Origin of the sequence: Sphingomonas sp. Leaf67 (assembly GCF_001421965.1) — a bacterium.
In the GTDB taxonomy this organism is placed as follows: Bacteria; Pseudomonadota; Alphaproteobacteria; order Sphingomonadales; family Sphingomonadaceae; genus Sphingomonas.
In genome coordinates this window covers 228,282-248,076 of the sequence record NZ_LMLP01000001.1, presented here as the reverse complement: position 1 = coordinate 248,076, position 19,795 = coordinate 228,282, and the positions used below count along the sequence as shown (strand labels likewise).

18 protein-coding genes are annotated in these 19,795 nt (G+C 67.5%); 3 read left to right on the top strand and 15 right to left on the bottom strand.

The window, feature by feature from the left end; all coding sequences use genetic code 11:
• Window positions 1-37: 37 nt before the first annotated feature.
• Window positions 38-745 (bottom strand): murein L,D-transpeptidase catalytic domain family protein, encoded by a 708-nt coding sequence (locus ASE90_RS01130; RefSeq protein ID WP_055994797.1) that lies wholly within the window; start codon window positions 743-745, stop codon window positions 38-40.
• Between the two features lie 177 nt (window positions 746-922).
• Here ASE90_RS01130 and ASE90_RS01125 point away from each other — a divergent pair, with 177 nt between their 5' ends.
• Window positions 923-1,534, top strand: coding sequence for a L,D-transpeptidase family protein (locus tag ASE90_RS01125; RefSeq protein ID WP_055994794.1), 612 nt, complete (start codon window positions 923-925; stop codon window positions 1,532-1,534).
• Window positions 1,535-1,634: 100 nt separating this feature from the next.
• Window positions 1,635-2,360 carry a hypothetical protein gene (locus tag ASE90_RS01120; protein ID WP_055994791.1) on the top strand — a complete coding sequence of 242 codons (726 nt, stop codon included), beginning with the start codon at window positions 1,635-1,637 and terminating at the stop codon, window positions 2,358-2,360.
• On the opposite strand, the gene ASE90_RS01115 is transcribed toward ASE90_RS01120, so the two are convergent.
• From ASE90_RS01115 to ASE90_RS01060, 12 genes are all read right to left on the bottom strand, one after another.
• On the bottom strand, window positions 2,335-4,137 hold the full coding sequence (locus ASE90_RS01115) for a response regulator (RefSeq protein WP_055994787.1): 1,803 nt from the start codon (window positions 4,135-4,137) through the stop codon (window positions 2,335-2,337). The two genes, ASE90_RS01120 and ASE90_RS01115, sit on opposite strands and share 26 nt — an antisense overlap.
• Window positions 4,137-5,780 carry a response regulator gene (locus ASE90_RS01110; RefSeq protein ID WP_055994784.1) on the bottom strand — a complete coding sequence of 548 codons (1,644 nt, stop codon included), beginning with the start codon at window positions 5,778-5,780 and terminating at the stop codon, window positions 4,137-4,139. Before ASE90_RS01110 ends, ASE90_RS01115 begins: the two co-directional genes overlap by 1 nt.
• Window positions 5,780-6,820, bottom strand: coding sequence for a chemotaxis protein CheB (locus ASE90_RS01105; protein ID WP_200910763.1), 1,041 nt, complete (start codon window positions 6,818-6,820; stop codon window positions 5,780-5,782). Before ASE90_RS01105 ends, ASE90_RS01110 begins: the two co-directional genes overlap by 1 nt.
• Window positions 6,821-6,827: 7 nt before the next feature.
• Window positions 6,828-8,837: a response regulator gene (locus ASE90_RS01100; RefSeq protein WP_055994781.1), complete on the bottom strand. Its 2,010-nt coding sequence runs from the start codon at window positions 8,835-8,837 to the stop codon at window positions 6,828-6,830.
• A gap of 3 nt (window positions 8,838-8,840) precedes the next feature.
• Window positions 8,841-10,499: a methyl-accepting chemotaxis protein gene (locus tag ASE90_RS01095; RefSeq protein ID WP_055994778.1), complete on the bottom strand. Its 1,659-nt coding sequence runs from the start codon at window positions 10,497-10,499 to the stop codon at window positions 8,841-8,843.
• Window positions 10,500-10,502: 3 nt separating this feature from the next.
• Window positions 10,503-11,015, bottom strand: coding sequence for a chemotaxis protein CheW (locus ASE90_RS01090; RefSeq protein WP_055994775.1), 513 nt, complete (start codon window positions 11,013-11,015; stop codon window positions 10,503-10,505).
• On the bottom strand, window positions 11,012-12,271 hold the full coding sequence (locus ASE90_RS01085; protein WP_082449495.1) for a CheR family methyltransferase: 1,260 nt from the start codon (window positions 12,269-12,271) through the stop codon (window positions 11,012-11,014). The genes ASE90_RS01090 and ASE90_RS01085 overlap by 4 nt, the downstream gene beginning before the upstream one ends.
• Window positions 12,268-12,741 (bottom strand): chemotaxis protein CheW, encoded by a 474-nt coding sequence (locus tag ASE90_RS01080; RefSeq protein WP_055994769.1) that lies wholly within the window; start codon window positions 12,739-12,741, stop codon window positions 12,268-12,270. Before ASE90_RS01080 ends, ASE90_RS01085 begins: the two co-directional genes overlap by 4 nt.
• Window positions 12,742-12,774: 33 nt before the next feature.
• The gene (locus tag ASE90_RS01075) at window positions 12,775-13,314 is read right to left on the bottom strand and encodes a molybdenum cofactor guanylyltransferase (protein ID WP_055994766.1); all 540 of its coding nucleotides are present in this window, start codon (window positions 13,312-13,314) and stop codon (window positions 12,775-12,777) included.
• A complete protein-coding gene (fdhD, locus tag ASE90_RS01070) occupies window positions 13,311-14,090 on the bottom strand; it encodes a formate dehydrogenase accessory sulfurtransferase FdhD (protein WP_055994763.1) in 780 nt (259 codons plus the stop codon). The genes ASE90_RS01075 and fdhD overlap by 4 nt, the downstream gene beginning before the upstream one ends.
• The gene (locus ASE90_RS01065) at window positions 14,087-16,366 is read right to left on the bottom strand and encodes an FdhF/YdeP family oxidoreductase (protein ID WP_414888728.1); all 2,280 of its coding nucleotides are present in this window, start codon (window positions 16,364-16,366) and stop codon (window positions 14,087-14,089) included. Before ASE90_RS01065 ends, fdhD begins: the two co-directional genes overlap by 4 nt.
• Window positions 16,367-16,431: 65 nt before the next feature.
• Window positions 16,432-17,616 carry an acetyl-CoA C-acyltransferase gene (locus ASE90_RS01060; RefSeq protein ID WP_055994757.1) on the bottom strand — a complete coding sequence of 395 codons (1,185 nt, stop codon included), beginning with the start codon at window positions 17,614-17,616 and terminating at the stop codon, window positions 16,432-16,434.
• 94 nt (window positions 17,617-17,710) lie between these two features.
• Here ASE90_RS01060 and ASE90_RS01055 point away from each other — a divergent pair, with 94 nt between their 5' ends.
• On the top strand, window positions 17,711-18,463 hold the full coding sequence (locus ASE90_RS01055) for a prepilin peptidase (RefSeq protein WP_055994754.1): 753 nt from the start codon (window positions 17,711-17,713) through the stop codon (window positions 18,461-18,463).
• Here the strand turns inward: ASE90_RS01055 and ASE90_RS01050 are convergent.
• Together ASE90_RS01050 and gntA are read right to left on the bottom strand one after the other, a co-directional pair.
• Window positions 18,460-19,047, bottom strand: a complete 588-nt coding sequence (locus ASE90_RS01050; protein ID WP_055994751.1) for a DUF1989 domain-containing protein — start codon at window positions 19,045-19,047, stop codon at window positions 18,460-18,462. The genes ASE90_RS01055 and ASE90_RS01050 overlap by 4 nt on opposite strands.
• Window positions 19,044-19,730, bottom strand: a complete 687-nt coding sequence (gene gntA, locus ASE90_RS01045; RefSeq protein WP_055994748.1) for a guanitoxin biosynthesis heme-dependent pre-guanitoxin N-hydroxylase GntA — start codon at window positions 19,728-19,730, stop codon at window positions 19,044-19,046. The genes ASE90_RS01050 and gntA overlap by 4 nt, the downstream gene beginning before the upstream one ends.
• Between the last annotated feature and the right edge of the window lie 65 nt (window positions 19,731-19,795).

Genomic DNA, 19,795 nt, shown 5'->3' with positions numbered 1-19,795 from the left:
CAACCTAGAGACCTTGGCCGGCTATCGCCAGCGAGGATCAGACCTTGGCGGCGTAGATCATCCGGCCTTCACCGATCAGGTCGAACACCCGCGCCAGATCGCCTTCGGCGACGGCGAAACAGCCTTGGCTGCGGCCCAGCTTGCCGTGCTGCGCGATCATTTCCGGATTGGCATACCATGCGCCATGGATGACGATCGCGCGCATCAACGCATTGTCGTTGGTATGGTCCAGCCCGACCAGCCGCTGCGACCGGCCATGCTTGCCGATATAGTAATTCTCGGTGACGAACGCGCCTTCCGACGTGGCATTCGAATCGGGCACGTTGCTGAACCGGTCGAGCATTCCGCGATGGCGCGGGTCCGATCCGCTGCCGTGCGAGACGCGCATCGCCGACACGATGCCGCTGTACATGTCGATGAACTGAAAGCGCGGATGCGCCGAATCGACCGCAAAATCGGCGATGGCGATCCGGTCGGTCTTGCGGACCGTACCGCCATGGCGTTGCAGCGCGGCGTGGGCGCGTTCGAACAAGCCCGCATTCACCGTCGGCGGCGCCAGCATCTTCCTGACCGGTGCGGCAGGAACCGCCGCCGATGCCAGTCGCTGCGGCATCGGCCCGACCGGCAGATTCTGCGCGACGGGCACGATCGCATTCTTGGTACAGCCCTGTGCCAGCACCAGCCCCGCAAGGCCTCCTGCTGCCTTCAGCACTGCCCGCCGCGATCGAACCGCTTCGTCCTGCATCCAAATCCTCGTCAAACCGTTATGGCTCCCCCAGATACGGTACGAACCGGTTCCATTCAATTAACGCCGGGTAATCGGTTGCGTCACTGGTCGCGGCGATGCCACGGGCGGTCGACTCCGTTGCAGTTGATACCGTCCATATTTGCGTTCGGGCGGCGGCTGGGTGATACTCGACGCGTGATTTTCGCCCTTCGTCTTGGACTCGCGCTGGCGCTGCTGCCGCTGCCGGCCGTGGCGCAGCGATCGGATGCGCTGGCGGTCGAGCGTGCGGCGCTGACCATGCGGCAGGGCGCGCATCGCTGGTCCGATGATCCGACCCTGCCGGGACCGGTCAGCATCGTCGTCAGCGTGCCGATGCAGATGGCGTTCGTCTATCGCGGAGATGTGCTGATCGGGGCGACGACGGTGTCGACCGGCAAGCCGGGCAAGACCACGCCGATCGGCGAATATGCCATCCTGCAAAAGCGGCCGTTTCACCGCTCCAACCTGTATAACAACGCGCCGATGCCGTTCATGCAGCGGTTGACGTGGGACGGGGTGGCGCTGCACGCCGGCAATCTTCCCGGCTTCCCCGCGTCGCATGGCTGTATCCGTATCCCGACCGCCTTTGCCCGCGCACTGTTCGCCGCAACGGCGCTCGGTGGGCAGGTGGCGGTGGTGAACGACGTCATCGCCTTTCCCGCCTATCGTCCCGCCGATCCGGTGCCGCGACTGGAGGCGGAGGTGGCGATGCTCGCCGGCCGCGACGACCGGGTGAGCAGCGGAGGCCGTCGTGGCGAACCGCGATAGGCGAAATCCCCGTTGCCCCGGAGCCGCCCGAGACGTCCGCGACAGCCATGCGCCGAACTCCGTGCCGGCCGTTCCCCTGCGGGGAACCGCTACCACGGCCGTGCTGATCGCGCTGGTGCTGGCCGGCTGCAACGACCGCCGCGATTCCGCACCGGCGGCAACGCCCACACCACGCTCGACCGCGGCGATCGTCCCACCGCCGGTCACCTCGACCGTACCCGACCGGATCACCGTGGCGACCAACGAACCCTTCTATTCCGCGCGGGTCGCAGCCGACACGATCGTTCTCAGTGGCGTAGACATGGCAGAGCGGCGTTTGCCGATCATCGATCGCGACATCGCCGCCGACCGCCGAAGCTGGACCGCGCGCGACGATGGTGGCATCGTCGTCGTCACCGCGACCCGCGCCGCTTGCGAAGACGATATGTCGGGCGCGCCGCGCGACTATAGCGGTACGCTGACGCTCGCCGGCCGGACCGTGCGCGGCTGTGCCTTTACCGGCACGCCCGCGCCGCCGCCCGGTGAGACGGCAGCGACGATCCCCGCAAGCTTTACCGGCAACTGGAACACCGACGCCGCCGCCTGCGCCCGCCCCGCCGCCTCGATCGAGGGGGTCAGGGTCACGCCGCACGAAATCCTGTTCCACGAAAGCGCCGGGCGGGTGACGCGGGTCGAACCGCTTGGTGCCGATCGCATCCGCATTCTCGCCGATTATGACGGGGAGGGCGAACGCTGGACCGCGACGCAGACGCTGACGGTCGCCGGGAACCGGCTGACCATCGATACCGGCGGCCAGCCGTTCAGCCGCGTGCGTTGTCGGCAGTAGCCAGCACCGCCGCAATCGCCGCGTGCAGTTGGTCGCCGGTGAACGGCTTGGTCAGCACCGGTACCCCGATCGACGAATCGCCGATTTCGGCAAAGCCGGTGATCAGCAGCACCGGCATGGTCGGACAGCAGGACCGCACCCGGTTGGCGACGTCGATCCCCGACAGGTCGGGCATGGCGTAATCGGTCAGCACCAGATCGAACCGTTCGCCCGCCTCCAGCGCATCGACCGCAGCGCGCGCCGATCCCTGTACCGTGACGCTGTGCCCGACCGCTTCCAGCTGTGCGGCGACGACTGCGCGTACTTCGGGATCGTCCTCGACCAGCAACAGCCGGCGCGGAACGGCGTCGTGCTGGTCGGGGCGGGCGATCGCCGCCGCATCGGTTTCGGCGCGGGGCAGCCATATATGGATCGTCGTCCCCTCACCGACGACACTGTCGATGGTGACGTCGCCCCCCGCCGCGCGCGCCATCGCCCGCACCATCGGCAGGCCCAGCCCGGTGCCGGCTCCCTGCGCCTTGGTCGTGAAGAACGGTTCGAACACCCGCGCGCGCACCGCGTCGTCCATGCCGCTGCCGGTATCGCCGACCGAGATGCGGACGAACGGTCCCTGCAGGTCCGGCACCAGTGCGGCGGCGTCGGCGATGTGCCTGCTGGCGATACGGACGGTGCCGCCGCCACCCATCGCATCGCGCGCATTGATGGCGAGGTTCAGGATCGCCAGCTCGAACTGCCCCGGATCGGTGCGCACCGACCATGGTTCCTCTGCGAAGTCGTACGTCACGCGGATACGGCCGGCGGTGGTCCGCAGGATCAGCTCCTCGATCGACTGGATCGCTTCGTCGGGGCGGAAGACTTCGGCGGCCAGATCGCGCTGCCGGCTGAAGCTCAGCAGGCGGCGGGTGATCGCGCTGCCGCGTCCGGCGGCTTCACCGGCGGCGGCGAGATAGCGTTTCAGGCGGTCGCGATCGTCGATCCGTCGTTCGGCCAGTTCCAGATTGCCGATGATCGCCGCCAGCAGGTTGTTGAAGTCGTGCGCGATCCCGCCCGACAGGGTGCCGAGCGCCTCCAGCTTCTCCGACTGGTGATGCCGTCGCTCCGTCAGCCGCCGTTCGGTATCGTCGCGTTCGATCCGTAGCAGATAGCGGTCGTTGCCTGCCTGAAACGGGATGCGACGGATATGCGTCCACCGGTCGCCACCGGGCAGCGGGTGGTGGCGATCCTCGTCATCGACCCGGTCCTGCGCGAGGGTCGCCAGATCGCGCGGGTCGGGCAAGATCGCGGCATCCTCCCCGCGCACGATCCGCCCCTCGGCATCGACGATCGCCACCGCATCGCCCGAACCGTCGGCCAGCCCGCGAAACGCCGCGCGTTCGAACGCCAGCGCGCGGCGCAGCGCATGGCGTTCGGCGGCGGCGGCGACCATCGCCGTCAACGCCTCGGCATCCCATGGCTTGTTGGCATAGCCGCTGATCGCACCGTCGTTCAGCGCCGCGACGACCGCCGACAGATCGGCATAGCCGGTCAGCAGGATCGCCTCCGCATCGGTCACCGCCCGCGCGCGCGCCAGGAACTGGCTGCCGGTCAGCTCGGGCATCCGCTGGTCCGACACGATCACCGCGATGTCGGGATGCGCCGCGACCAGACCGAGCGCCTCGACCGGCGAGGTGGTCGACACGATGCGATACCGGTCCTCCAGCAGGTCGGTCAGCGCGACGAGGATCTCGCGCTCGTCATCGACCAGCAGCAACAGGGGCAGGGCACCGGTGGTTTCCATTACGCGTGTTCCGGTATCCTGATCGCGAACGATGCGCCACCCCGTGCCGCACGACCGATCTCGATCGTGCCGCCATGCGAGCGCACCACGCCATAGGCGATGGCGAGGCCCAGCCCGGTGCCGGAGCCGACATCCTTGGTGGTGAAGAACGGTTCGAACACCCGCTCGCGCCGGTCGTCGGGGATGCCGGGGCCATTATCATCGATGCGGATGGTGTAGGTACCGTCGACCGATTCGGTCGCGACCACGATCTCGCCGGTCACCGGATCGACCGCGTCGGCGGCGTTGGCGACGATGTTCATCACCACCTGATTGACCAGCGCCCCCGAACATTCGAGCATCCGCGCCGCTCCATAGTCGCGCTCGACCCGCACCGTACCCAGCCGTGGTGCCAGCAGCGTCAGCACGGCGTCGATCGCATCGGGAATGTCGATCTGCGACACCTCGCCATCGTCCAGCCGCGAGAACCGGCGCAGCTTTACCACCAGCTCCTGAATACGGGTCAGCCCCGACCGGATCGACGTCAACCGGTCCGACGCCTTGGTCAGCAGCGTCGCGCGCCTGGCGTCGTCGGCATCGCGCGCGCCCGCCACCGCCCGTTCCACGGTCGCCTGATGCGCGAGGATGAAGGCCAGCGGATTGTTGATCTCGTGCGCGATGCCCGCGACCAGTTCGCCCAGCGACGCCATCTTCGCCGATTGCACCAGCTGCGCCTGCGTCTCGCGCAGCAGGGCATTGGCCCCGGCCAGTTCGGCATTGGCCCGTGCCAGCCGCTCGGCTGAATCGGCCTCGGCCCGCGCCTGCGCCAGTGCGATCGCCTGCGCCCGTTCGCGGGCGATGCCGGCGGCCTCTTCGTCGCGCGCCAGCTTGCGCCGGACGATCGCGCGGATCCGTACCAGCAGCATGTCGCCGTCGCTCCGCCGCGACACGACATCGTCGACCCCGGCGGCAAGGCCCGCCAGCATCGTCGCCGGTTCGGCATCGTCGGTCAGCGCGACCAGTGCGATGCCGCTCGCCTGCGCCACCCGGCATGCATCAAGCCGGGCCGACAGCGCGAAACTGCGCTCGCGCTCGATCACGAGGATACCATCGGCGCTGTCCGCCTCGATCGCCGCCAGCGCCACCGCCGGATCGGCACAGCGTTCGATCCGGTACCCTTCTGCCGACAGCCGTTCGACCAGCGGATCGCGGTTCGCATCGACGGGATCGAGCAGGAACAATCGCGGCTGCCGCAGCGCCGGTGCCGGCCCGTCCTCCATCGGTCGCCCGCGTGTCTGGCGCAGCAGCGCACGAATCCGCGATACGATCAGTTCGCCGCCGCCGCGCTTGGGCACATAGGCGTTCGCCCCGCTGTCGAGGCCCTGTCGCTCCACCTCCGACGCATCGTCGCCGGTCAGCATCAGCACCGGCAACGTCCGCGTCGCCCCCGTCTGCCGCACGATCCGCACCAGTTCGTCGCCGTTCATGCCCGGCAACCGGTAATCGACCACCAGCAGGTCCGGTCGGGCATCGTTCAGCGTCGCCAGTGCCGTCTCGGCATCGCGGGTCCGCTGCACCCGCAGCCCCGCTCGCTCGAACATCCGCCGCAATTGCAGCGCCTGCGTCTCCGAATCCTCGACCAGCAGGATCAATGCGCCGTCCATCACCGCGTCCGGTCCAGCACGCGGCGGATATGCGGCGCGATCAGGTCAAGCGGCAGCGACAGCGCGCCCATGCGCTGTGCGGCGGCGGGCATGCCATAGACGACCGAACTGCTCGCATCCTCCGCCACCGCCAGCCCGCCCGCCGCCAGCAGCGCCTGTACCCCCGGTGCGCCGTCCTCGCCCATGCCGGTCAGCACCACCGCCATCGCCGCGCCGTCGAGGGCGGTCGCCCCGCTTTCGATCAGGCGGGTGGCGGACGGGCGCTGGCCGTTGACCGGTGCTGCGCGTCCGACCAGCATCGTGCCGCCCTTGCCGATGGTCAGATGCGCGTCGCCCGGCGCGACGTGGATCATGCCGGGGCGCGGCACGTCGCCATGGCCGGCAATTTCGACCCGCTGCGGCACGACGCTGTCGAGCCAGCTCGCGAAGCCGGTCATGAAACTGGCCCCCATATGCTGCACCAACAGCACCGGCAGCGACAGGTCGGCGGGCAGCGCCCCGAACAATCTGGCAAGGGCCGGGGGGCCGCCGGTCGACGCCGCGACCAGCAACACGGCCGGGGCACGCTGGCGCGTCGTCGGTATCGGCAGGACCGGCGCGGTCCACATCCGCCTTCGGACGACAGCCACCTCGCTCATGATCGCCAGTTGCGTGCGGATTTCGCGTGCGACCTGTGAATAGGCGGCATCGCCCAGCCCGACCGGCTTTTCGACGACCGACAATGCGCCGGCGCGCAACGCGTCCATGCTGTTGCCCATCGCGCCGCCGTCCATGCTGGCGGAAATCACGACGATCGGCGTCGGTCGATCGGCCATGATCCGCCGTGTCGCCTCCAGCCCGTCGATGCCCGGCAGTCGGATATCCATCGAAATGACGTCGGGCTGCACGACCGGCAATGCGGCGATCGCATCCTCGGCGGTCGCGAACGCGCCGGCCACCGTCAGACGCGGGTCGCTGTTGATGATATGGGTCAGCAGCGTGCGGACGACGATCGAATCCTCGACGATCATCACGCGGGCCGGGGTGGTGCGGTCGGGCATCGGCGGGTCAAATCAGCTGCTGCACGACGCCGATCAACTTGCCCTGATCGAAATCCTGTTTGGTGACATAGGCATCCGCCCCGAGGCTGAGGCCGCGTTCGATATCGTCGGGGCTGTTGCGCGAAGTCATCATGACGACGGGTAAAGTTTTGAGTGCCGGATCGTTCCGTATTGCCGCCAGCAAGGTGAACCCGTCCATCCGCGGCATTTCGACATCGGCGACGACCAGATCGATGGCGTCGAGGCCCGATCGCAACCGCTCCAGCCCGGCAAGACCATCGACCTCGATCAGCACGCGATACCCCTGCGCCTCGAGGATGCTGCGCTCCAGCGTGCGGGTGGTGATCGAATCATCGACGACCAGGATGGTCTTGCCATGCGGTTCGGGCGCGGCGTCGGCGGCGATCGGCAGGGCGGCGGTGCCCGGCCGGGCGCGCACCAGTTGTACCGGGTCCAGCACCAGCACGATCTCTCCGTTCAACAGGATCGTGCCCAGCACCAGCGGCACATCGGCGGCGATCGCCGCGACATCGCCGATCAGCAGCGCGCGGACGTCGCTCAGGCCATCGACCACCAGCATCCGCCGGACGCCGTCGGCGGCGATCATCACGGCGGGCAGGGTGCCGGCCGGGGCACAATGCGCCACGGCCAGCATATCGCCCAGCCGGCTCACCGGAATGGCCGTGCCGTCGATCGTCACCATCGTGTCGCTGCCGCTCGGCGACAATTCGACCGGGTCGATCCGCCGCACCTGCTGTACCGCATCGGCGGGCAGGGCGAGGCGCATGTCGCCGACCTCGACCAGCAACAGCGTCCGCCGGGTCAGCGCGACCGGTACCGCGAGTGCCACGATCGTCCCGCCACCTGTGCCGCGCGCGATCGTCGCCGATCCGTGCAGCCGCCGCGCGACTTCGGCCACTACCGACAGGCCGATGCCGCGTCCGGCCACCTCGTCCAGCCGTTCGGCAGTCGAAAATCCCTGTTCAAACAGCAACGCGTGCAGCGCGTGATCGCGCGGCACCGGGGCATCGGCGGCGATCAGCCCGGCGGCTCGCGCCCGTGCGGCAATCGCGGCGTCGTTCAACCCCGCTCCATCGTCGCGCACCGTGATCGTTAGGCGGCCACGGTCGATCCGCGCATCGACGGCGATGGTCCCGGCGTCGTCCTTGCCCGCGCGCCGCCGCGCCGCCGGGGTCTCGATCCCGTGGCGGACGGCGTTGCGCAGCAGGTGCAGCAGCGGATCGCGCAACGCGTTGAGCACCCGGCGATCGGCTTCACCGGCGATATCGGCGACCTGCAACCGGGCGATCTTGCCCTCGGCGGCGGCAAGATCGCGCACCGCGCGTTCGTGCCCGTCAAACAGCGTCGCGACCGGTTGCAACAGCATCCGCTCGCCATCACGCTCCAGCTCGGCGCTCGACCGGTCCAGCGCATCGCGCAGCCGACCGTGCAGGCGGCGGATACGGTCGAGTTCGCCGGTCGCCTGCCGCAATCGCCGCGCGGCTTCGCCATCGCCGCTATTGGCGAGCATAGGGAGCAGCGTAGCAAGGTCTTGCGACAATGCGTCCAGCCGCTCGGCGACCTGCCCCTGTTCGGCGACCTGCGTCGCCATGACGTGCAGCGACCGGCCGAGCCGTTCGACGCGGTGGCCGGCAATCGCGACACGTCGTTCGGGTTCGATTTCGCGCTCGGTGTCGGTCGCTGCGGCGGGCGGGGCGGCCCCGTCCTCGATCGCGTCGGCCAGTATCCGCAATTCGGCGATGGCGGCTTCGTCCATGGCGCGGTCGCCGCTTTCGATTGCCAGCAACAGCGCCTCGGCCTCATGCGCGGCCGCTTCGGTCGCGGGCAGTTCGACTGCCCGCGCCGCGCCTTTCAGGCTGTGTGCCCGCCGGCTGAACTCACGCAGGTCGACCGGCCGTCCGGCATCGGCATCGGCCAGCGCCGCGCGGATGCCGGCCATATGCTCCGCCAGCTCCGACGCGAACGCCGCCATCAATTCGGCCTGCAATTCGTCCATGGCCTACAGCCGGTAGCGTTCGGTCAGCCCGACCAGCGTGCGCGACAACTCGCCCAGATCGCCTGCCGCCTGATCAAGCTGCCGGGTCGACGATGCGGTCTGCTGCGACGCCTCGCGGATATTTTGCAGCGCGATCGTCACCTGTTCGATGCCGATCTGCTGCTGGTTGGTCGACGCCACGATCTGCTGGAACGTCTGGACATTCTCCTGCACCCGCGCCGCCAGTTCCTCGATCGCGGCATGGCCGGCATCGGTGCGTTCCTTGCCCGATGCGACGCGCTTCACCGCTTCCTCGGTCAGCATCACCGACGAATTGATCCCGCGTTGAATGTCGCCCAAAATCGAGCGGACGTTGCGCGTCGCGCCCTTTGCCTGATCGGCGAGCAGCTTCATCTCCGCGGCGACGATCGCGAAGCTGCGACCCTGTTCGCCCGCCGCCGCCGCCTCGATCGATGCGTTCAGCGCCAGCAGGTGCGACCGTTCGGACACGTCGTTGACCGTTGCGATGATGTCGCCGATCGCCTGCGTCTTTTCCGACAGCGCGACGATGTTGGTCGCGACCGCTTCGGCCTGTTCGCGGATCGCGACCATCGCCTGCGCGGTATCGCCGACCGCGCTCAACCCCGCGTCGCTGATCTGCGCGGTGGCCTGTGCCTGCGCGATCACTTCCTGTGCGCGGCGGCTGATCTGCGCACCGCTATGGGTGATCTCGTCGACGGTCGCGGCGGTTTCCTGCACGGCGGCCAACTGTTCCTCGACCGACGCCGCCTGCTCCTGCGTCGATGCACGAATTTCGGTGGTCGCGGCGTTCAGATCGTTGGTCGCGGCGCGGTTCTGCGATGCGATGGTACGCAGCCCGCCGACCATCTCGTTCAACGTCCGGCCCAGCTTACCCAGCTCGTCCTTGCCGGTCGCGTCGGTCGTGGTCGACAGGTCGCCGCCACCGATCCGCCCGACGAACTGCATGAATTCGTCGAGGGGGCGGACGATCGACCGGCGGATGGTGATCGCGATCGCGATGCTGACCAGCACCGCGACGATCAGCCCGATACCGATCGACACGCGGCTGGCGTCGTACACGTTGCGGGTCGCGTCACGGCCCTTTTCGATCGCGGCGTTCAACGTCTCGCGCGCCTGTCCGACCCGGGCGACCGTCGCGGCGTGATCGCGCACGATATCGTCATCCACCGCCAGCACGGCGGCGCGGTCGCCCGCCTGGATGGCGGCCAGCTGCGTTTCGACATCGGTGCGGGTACGGACCAGCGCGCGCTCGGCCTCGCCCAGCTGCCGGGCCATCCGCGCCCATTGCTCGGACCTGAGGCCGGTAACCGCAGTCGTGCGATATGTCTCGGCGGCGCGTTGCTGTTCCGCCATGCCGCGCGCGGCATCGTCGATCGCGGCCCGCCAGCCGGCAATGCCTTCGCGGGTATCGGTGCCGTTGCCGGTCAGGAAACCGCGCACCAGCGCCGCGCGCTGTTCGACCTTGCGCGACAGGGCATGGTCGATGCGGTTCAGCTCCTCCATCGACGACAGGTCGCGTTCGACGATCAGGTCGACGGTCGATCGGACCTCGCCGATCTGCGTCAGTGCATAGAGGCCGAGGGCGAGCAGGATCGCGGTGAGGGCGGCAAAGCCGGCGGCGATCCGGGTGGAGACGGACAAACCTTATCCTTCCTGAAGACGGGCGGGGAGTAGCAGTGCGATCAGCAGCGGCGGGTCGACGCGGGTCAGCCGCTGGCCATCCCCTTCGACCAGACGCGACAATGTTGGCGGTGCATCGTCGCGCGGTGTGCGGACCACGCCCAACAGGGCATCGACCGCCAGCGCGATCCGCGGCGCATCGTGGCGCAGGACGATCATCGCAGTGGCCGTGCCAACTTCGCGCGCCAGAAGGGTCGCCGGATTGAACAGGTTCACCACCGCGCCACGCCATGCGACCACCCCGGTCAGCGTCCCCGGACCATGCGGCACACGTGTAACCTTTGGCACCTTCGCCACCGCCCGCACCTGCTCGATCGGCAGCCCGTGCGCGACCCCGCCCAGTTCGAACGCCAGCAGCGTCTCGGTCGGTCGATCGCTCGCGATCCGCTCCCCCGAGACCGCACGCTGCCGCATCCGCAGCACTGCCGCAATGGCATCGGCGTCCAGCCCGTCCGCGACGATCGGTGGCGCGCTCATCGCGTACGTCCCATGATATGCCGGATCGCGGCGGTCATCGCCCCCGCCGTCATGCCGTCGCCTCCGGTCAGCTCGGTGGCGGGATCGAGCGCGGCGGCGACGCGCAACGCATTGGTCAGGCTGCGTTTGCCGTCGGGCTGCCGCCCTTGCGCCAACAGGTAATGCCCGAACTGGTAATGCGCCATCGCGAACGATCCATCGAGATACAGCGCATCGCGAAACGCCCGCTCTGCCGAATCCCTGTCCCCGCCTGCCAGCGCGTCGAGCGCCGCAAAATAGCGCGCCACCGCATCCGGCATCCGCTCGACGACCGGTTTGGGCGTCGCGACCGGCCGGGTTGTCGCGCGGGGCATCGGCGGCGGTACCGGAGCAGGGGGCCGCGCCACTACCACTGGCGGCGGAACGACCGGGGTTACCCGCAAGACTGACCCGCGCGGGCGATAGGCCAGGATACCCGCCACTTGCGTCGCATCGGCCACCGCATCGAACCCCGGATTGGGCTCGGCATGACCCAGCAGCAGCAACCCCTCTGGCGCCAGCCGCTCGACCAGCGCGCCGACGATCGCCGTCGCATGGTCCTGTGCGAAATAGATCAGGACGTTGCGGCACAGGATCAGGTCGTACTCGGTAAAGCCGAGCGCCGCCGTACCGTCGATTAGAGACAACAGGTTATGGCGCTCGAACCGCGCGGTTGCGCGGTACCGCTCCTTCAGCCGGTATCGCTCGCCGTTCCGGTCGAACAGCCGCGCCCGTTCCGCGTCGCCCACCGTCCGGAGCGCCCAAGAGGAATAGTCCGCCTGCCGCGCCGCCGTCAGCGCCGCATCGTCGATATCGGTCCCGGTCAGCGCGATCCGCCACTCGCCGATCGCCTCGCCCAGCAGGTCGCTCAGCAGGATGGCGATCGAATGCGCCTCCGCCCCGGTCGAACAGCCGACGCTCCAGATGCGCAGCCGCTTCTCCGCCGCGTTCCGCGCGATCAGCCGCGGCAGGATGACGTTGCGCAGCGCATCGAACTGTTCGGCGAAGCGGAAGAAAAAGGTTTCGTTGATCGTCACCGCGCTTTCGAGCAGCGGCCATTCGGCATGGTCGGGATCGCGCAGCCGATCGAGATACGCCGCCAAGGTCGTATCGCCCGTCTCGGCCATGCGATGGGCGAGACGCTCGGCAAGCTGCGCTTCCTTGTCGATATAATAATGATGGCCGGTACGCGCGATCACCAGCGCCTTGACCTCGGCAAAGGCCTCGTCGCGGATCATGCGGCGCGCCACTGGTCGGCACGCGCGGCGGCAGCAACCGTCAGCGCCGCCAGCGTTGCGCGTTCGCTGTCGAGCAGCAGTCGGTCGACCGCGATCACATGGGCAACCTCGTCCCCGAGCGGTAGCTCGCCGACGATCGCCGCATTCAGGCTCTTTTCCGGATCGACCGGCGCGACGTCACCGCGCACGACGTCCTCCGCGCGGTCGACCAGCAGGCAGGGGCCGTCGCCCCGCAACCGAACCAGATGCGAAAACAGCCCGATCGCCCCGACGCTCGCCATGGGGTCGAGCAGCATCAGCGGTGCCACCACCGGCACCGGCGCGCCCTGCAACAACACGAAGCCCAACACCGGCGCGGGCAACCCCGGCGGCGCATCGATCGGCAGCACCGGCAGCACTTCGCGCACCGCCGTCATCGGCAGCGCGAGGCGGGTGTCGCCGATACGCAGGATCAGGAACGATGCGGTCATCGTGGCACGCTATATCGCGGGTGTGTCCCGCTGTCAGTCGCGTTGCGCGCTCAGCCGCGCGAGATCGGCCTGTGTATTGACGTTGGCGATCTGGCCCTCAACCGTCACCGGCTCCGCGCCGATCCAGTCGGCAAAGGCCCGCACCGATCGCGATCCCGGACCGCGCAGCACCGCCTGCAGCGTCGTACTCGCATCGACCGGCCACAGCCCGACGACCGGCAGGTCGGGCAGATAGGCGGCAGGTCCGACTGCCGACAATTGCGCGCGCAGGTCGCCCGGCACGAACGGCGTATCGCACGGCACCGTCAGCACGTGCGTGAACCCTTCGGCACAGGCGTGGTGCAGCGCCGCCGCGATCCCGCCGAGCGGCCCGAGGTCGGGGGCAGGGCGATCGGGCACCGCCTCCAGTCCTTCATGGGTGCGCCCGACGACGATCAGCGCATCGACCTGCGGTTCGACCGCGTCGGCGACATGGTCGATCAGCGCACGTCCGTCGATCGCAGCCAGCGCCTTGTCGCTGCCGAAGCGACTCGATCGGCCACCGGCGATGATCGCGCCCAAAATCCGCGTCATGACGCGAGCATCGCATCGGACCGCACCAGCGTCCGCAGTGCCAGTCCGGCCGCAGCGGCACGATCCATCGCCAGCGTCGTCGCGGCGGACAGCGTGGCCAGCATCGGGCATCCCGCCAGCACCGCCTTTTCGACCAGTTCGAACGAGCAGCGCGACGACAGCAGGGCGAAGCCGCCATCCCAGTCAAACCTGCCCCGCCGCATCGCGCCGATCAGCTTGTCGAAGGCATTATGCCGCCCGACATCCTCGCGGACCAGCCGGATGCTGCCATCGGCTGCGCAAAGCGCGGCGGCGTGGGTCGCGCCGGTCGCCCGTGCCAGCGGCTGATGATCGCGAAGCGCGGCGGCGGCGGCGAACAGGGCCGCGTCGCCCGCCGTCGATCGCGCGGTCACGGTCGGCAGCGGGCGCAATGCCTGCTCCAGATTCTCGATGCCGCACAGACCGCAGGATGATTCCGAAACGCGGTGCCGAACCCGGTCGGCGACCCGTTCGTGCCGTTCGGGTATCAACGTCACGCGCAGCAGGGTGCCGGCATCGGTGGCATGCGCACTCACCTCGACGACCTCGTCAGCCCCATTGGCCAGTCGTTCGGCGAGCACGAAGCCGTGCGCGAGATCGCCAACGTCGTTCGGTGTCGCCATCAGCACCGCATAGCCCAGACCGTTCACTTCGATCGCCACCGGCGCTTCGACGGCTACGGCGCGGTCATGCTCGGTCCGGTCCCCCGCCGGCGCCACCCGGTCGAACCGTCGAATAATTGTTCCATCGGCGTTCATCCGGCGACGATACGGACCGGCACCGCTTTCGCCGCGGGTGTCTTCGATGCGTGATCGTGCCAGCCGATCGGGATCAGCGGGTTGAGTTCGGGATAATATCCCGCGACGCACCCGTCGGGCAGGTCGAACGGCACGACTTTCAGCCCCGTGACCCGGCGATCGACGCCGTCGTCGGCATCTCCGACCAGCGTCACGACCTGCCCCTTGTGCAGTCCCGCCTTGGCTATTTCGGCCGGGTTCATCATCAACACGTCGCGCGTTCCCGAAATACCGCGGAAGCGATCGTCATAGCCGTAAATCGTCGTATTGAACTGATCGTTCGAACGGAGCGTCACGAGCCGTAACCGGCCTGGCGCATCGTCGATCGCCGTTCCGGACAAGGACCGGGGAATGGTGAACTCGGCCTTGCCGCTGTCGGTCTTCCACACCCGCTCCCGCGCCGCATTGCCGCGATAGAATCCGCCGGGCGTGAACATGCGTTCTTCGAAATCGTGAAATTCTTCGGGATAGGTCGCTTCGATCAATGCGCGGATCTTCGCATAGTCACCGGTCCAGCCGTCCCAATCGACTTTCGGATTGGGATCGAGCGTCGCCTTGGCCATTCCCGCGACGATCGCGACTTCAGATTTCAGATGCTCGCTCGCCGGTTCATGCGTGGCGATTGACCCATGGATATGGCTGAACGTATCCTCGATCGTGACGATCTGCTCGCCGCCGGCCTGCTTGTCGACTTCGGTCCGGACCAGACAGGGCAGGAGATACGCCGTCTTGCCGTTGATCAGGTGACTGCGGTTCAACTTCGTCGCGATCTGCACGGTCAGGCGGATGTCGGGCCACGCCGCCTCGATCCGCTCCAGATCGGGGATCGCGCGCAGGAAATTCCCGCCGAGCGAGACGAAGGCGTCGATCTCGCCCTTCAAAATGTCCTCGCACGCGGTGACGGTGTTGTGGCCCTGCTCCATCGGCGGCTCGAAACCGAACAGTTCGCGCAACCGGTCCATCGGCACGAGCTCGGGCTTTTCCGAAATGCCGACGGTGCGCTGGCCCTGCACATTGCTATGTCCGCGGACGGGCGACATGCCGGTGCCGACGCGTCCGATATTTCCCTTCATCAGCAACAGGTTCACATAGGTCACGACATTGTCGAACCCGTTGACCTGCTGCGTCAGTCCCATGCCGTAGATGCCGATCGTCCGATCCGCCTCGACATAGACCTGTCCCGCTGCCTCGATATCGGCGCGCTTCAGTCCGCTTTCGCGCTCGATATCCGACCAATCGGTGGCGCGGACCATCGCTTCGAACTCGGCGAACCCGGCGGTATGTTGTTCGATGAAGTCGACGTCGAGGACATGGACCTTGTGCTCCGCCCAGTTCTTGTCCTCGGCAGCAAGCACATGCTTGGCGAGGCCGATCATGACCGCGACGTCGCCGCCGGGTCGGACCTGATGATATTGGCAGGAAATCTTGGTTTCGCTGCGGGTCGCCATCTCGAACGGATTTTGCGGATCGGTGAACGCGATCAGGCCCGGCTCCTTGACCGGGTTGAACGTCACGACCTTGCACCCGCGCTTCACCGCGTCGCGCAGCGGGTGCAGGAAGCGCGGGCTGTTCGATCCGGTATTCTGCCCGAAGAAGAACATCGCATCGCAATGTTCGAAATCGTCGAGGATCGAGGTGCCGACCGGCGCACCGATCACCTTCTTCAGCGCGACCGACGTGGTCTCGTGGCACATGTTCGAACTGTCGGGCAGGTTGTTGTGCCCATAGAGCCGCGCAAACAAGGCGAAGAGATAGGATGTTTCGAGGCTGGCGCGGCCCGACGCGTAGAAGATCGCCTTTTTCGGATCGATCGCGCGCAGTTCGGTACCGATCGCCGTAAAGGCTTCGTCCCAGCTGCATTCGACATAATGGTCGGTGGCTTGATCGTACCGCATTGGGTGGGTCAGCCGCCCCTGATGCTCAAGATCGAAATCCTTCCAGCCCTTCAGTTCGCTGACCGAATGCGTGGCGAAGAATTCGGGGGTGCAGCGATTGGGGGTTAGGTCCCAAAGGGTCGCCTTGGCACCGTTCTCACAGAATTCGAAAGGGTGCGGCTCGGCCGGTTTTCCCCATGCGCAGGAGGTGCACATGAAGCCCTTGGTCTTGTTCTGGCGGGCAAGCTGGGCGAGCGCGGCGGGACGGTTGCGTTCCTTGCCGAGGATTTTCGACATCCCCTTGACCGAACCCCACCCGCCGGCGGGGCCGTCATAGCCCACTACATCTTCGCGATCCGCCACCGTCATCCCCTCGCCACGCCGTATGACCCGCTTTTACGCAGCACGATGCGCGAAAGTTCCGATACTCAAACGACCATCTCGACCGCGAGGGCGGTGGCTTCACCGCCGCCGATGCACAGCGACGCCATGCCCCGCCGCAATCCGCGGGTTTCCAGCGCCGACAACAGCGTCGCCAATACCCGCGCACCGCTTGCCCCGATCGGATGGCCCAGCGCGCACGCTCCGCCATGAACGTTGACGATGTCGTGCGGCAGGCCGAGATCGTGCATCGCCGCCATCGTGACACAGGCGAACGCCTCGTTCACCTCGAACAGGTCGACGTCACCGTTCGCCCAGCCGGCCCGATCGAGCGCCTTGCGCATGGCAAATGTCGGCGCGGTCGCGAACCGGGCAGGTGCATGGGCGTGCCCCGCATGGGCAACGATCCGCGCGATCGGGGTCAGGCCCAGCCGTTCGGCGACCGATGCCCGCGCCAGCACCAGCGCCGCCGCCCCGTCCGAAATCGACGATGCGTTGGCGGCAGTGATCGTACCGTCCTTGGCGAAGGCGGGCTTGAGCGTCGGGATTTTCGATGCGTCGCCGCGCGTCGGCTGTTCGTCGGTGCGCACGGTCGTCGTGCCCTTGCGGCCGGTGATGTCGACCGGCACGAGCTCACGATCGAACGCACCCGATGCCTGCGCCGCCTGTGCCCGGGTCAGCGACGTGATGGCGAACGCGTCCTGCGCCTCGCGGGTAAAGCCATAGGCGGCGGCGGTTTCCTCGGCAAAGCTGCCCATCAGCCGGCCGGGTTCGTACGCATCCTCCAGTCCGTCGATATACATATGGTCGAGCAACCGGTCGTGTCCGATCCGCGCGCCACTGCGGTGGCGTTGCGACAGATAGGGGGCGTTGGTCATGCTCTCCATCCCGCCGGCGACGATGATATCGGCCGAACCGGCGGCGATGGTGTCGGCGGCCATCATCACCGCCTGCATTCCCGATCCGCACATCTTGTTGACCGTCGTCGCCTCGACATGTTGCCGAAGGCCGGCACCCAGCGCCGCCTGTCGCGCGGGGGCCTGTCCAAGGCCGGCGGGCAAGACGCACCCCATATAGATGCGTTCGACCGCCTCCCCCGACAGTCCCGCCCGCGCGACCGCCGCCCCGACCGCCGCCGCACCCAGTTCGGTTGCGCTGGCATCGGTCAGACACCCCTGAAAGCTGCCCATCGGCGTACGGGCATAGGACAGGATGACGACGGGATCGGACATGCGGCTCTCCACGGACTCTGGTTTCGTTTGTTATCACATCTAGGGGGAAGGCCGCCGCCTCGCAAATGCCGGTGATTGCCGATAGGGGCGGGCCATGGTCGCTGCGCTCCCTCCGTCCTTCTGGCCGATCCTGCTCGGCGTGCTTGGCACGGTGTTCGGCAGTTTCATCGCGACGCTCGCCATCCGCTGGCCGCAGGGGCGGTCGATAGCGGTCGGGCGATCCGCGTGCGACGGTTGCGGCCGAACCTTGCAGGGCAGCGAACTGGTGCCGTTGGTCAGTTACATCGCGCTACGCGGTCGATGCCGTAGCTGCGGCATCTGCATTGCGCCGGGTCATCCAGTTACCGAACTGCTGGGTGCGACGATCGGTATGGTTGCCGGACTGGTTGCGCCGGGCGTCGACGGCGTCGCCGGTGCAATTTGTGGCTGGCTGTTGCTGGCCTCGGGTACGATCGATCTCGCCGCGTTCTGGCTGCCCGACCGGTTGACGGCGGCCCTTGCCATCGCTGCGTTGGTCGGAGGCGCGGCGGGCATCGCGCCCGATGTGACCGACCGGATGATCGGCGGGGCGGGGGGCTTTGCCGCACTGTCGCTGGTGGCGACGTTGTACCGCCGGATCCGGGGTCGAACCGGTCTTGGCGGCGGCGATCCCAAACTGTTCGGTGCGATCGGCCTGTGGCTCGGCTGGCGGGCATTGCCATCCGTGTTGTTGATCGCATCGATCGCGGGCTTGGCGATCGTCGCCGTGATGGCGCTTGCCGGCCGGCGTCCGGCGGCCAGCGACCGCCTGCCGCTTGGCACGCTGCTGGCCGCCGCCGCGTTCCTGTGCTGGACCCTGTCGGCCTAGGCTGGCTCGACCCGGTATTCGATCGGCTTGAAGCTGCCGCCGTTCGATGCCGGGGCCGAACACGCGGTCAACCCGATGATCAGATCCATCGCCGCGCGAAAGGTGATTGTATCGCCCGCCTTGCTGATCGGCGGCAAGACGCTCAGCTTTCCTGTTGCGGCATCGATCGGGACGTTCATGAAGCAGTTGAATGCCACCGGTATCCGGTCGGGCGATATGCCGTACGGCTCGAGCGCCGCCGCCAGATTGCCGAAGCATCCACGATGCGGCGGGAGGTCGGGGTAGAAATGATGGAAGGTATCGTACGAGCAAGGCGTCAACAGAAAGTCGTGCATCCCGACCATATCGTCGACGATCTCCAGCATCACCCGACTGCGGTTTGAATACAGCCGGTGCCCGGTCGTCAGCCGGATCGTCTCGGCATAATCGAGCGTACGCCCGGAGGAGATGACCTCGTCCAGATCATCTGCATTGAACGCCAGCAGGTCCGCGACCTGACATCCGCGCGGGTCGACCACGACCAGCGTCTCGCCCTGTCGGAGGGGGAAGGCGGTGCCGGAGCGTTCCGGGATGACGATGTTCAATCGCCTTCCCCCGAATAATGGAAGGGGCAGGACCAGCGATCGTCGACCTGCCGTCCGCTATATTGCCGCGCTTCGCTCGCCGCGCCGTGGCGCGCCAGCATCGGGTTGCGGCTGCCGGCCAGCGCCTCGTCGCGCACGAGGATCTTCTCGCGCATCGTCTCGTACTTGCCCTCGGCGCGCAGGCGTTCGAACTGGTCGTGCAGGTTGAACACCAGCGTCGGCCGGTCGAACCGCCGCGCCGGCCGGCTCGATCGGGGATGAAGGCCGACGATGAAGAACGCCTCGCCGCCGAAGCTCAGCGAGAAATGCGGGTTGTTGGGGTCGGCGCTGACCCGGGTGTCATAATCCTGCCCGCGCCAGACATCCTTGTCCGACAGCGACTGGACCCGTTTCCATAACGCATGTTCGAACTCGGTTTCGGTCAGATCGTCCGGCCCGTCGAAGATGACGGCGAAGCTGCGATACATCGTCCGGTCGCGGCGATAACTGACGGCGAGTTGCATCAACGCATCGTGAATGCGGACATCGTCCCATGCGCTGTCGATGCGCGAGCAGGCGAGAACGTCCAGCGTCCCCTTCGCCATCGCCGATTTCGCACCGACACAGGGGAAGGCGCGGTCGTCGACATGCTCGAACAGCATCGCCTGCAGACGATCCTGCGCCTCGTGTTTCCAGTTGAACATTGCGGAGACCCCGACCCGGTTATTGGATGAACAGTACGTTTCGCCCCTGACACCGGTTCCGCGCC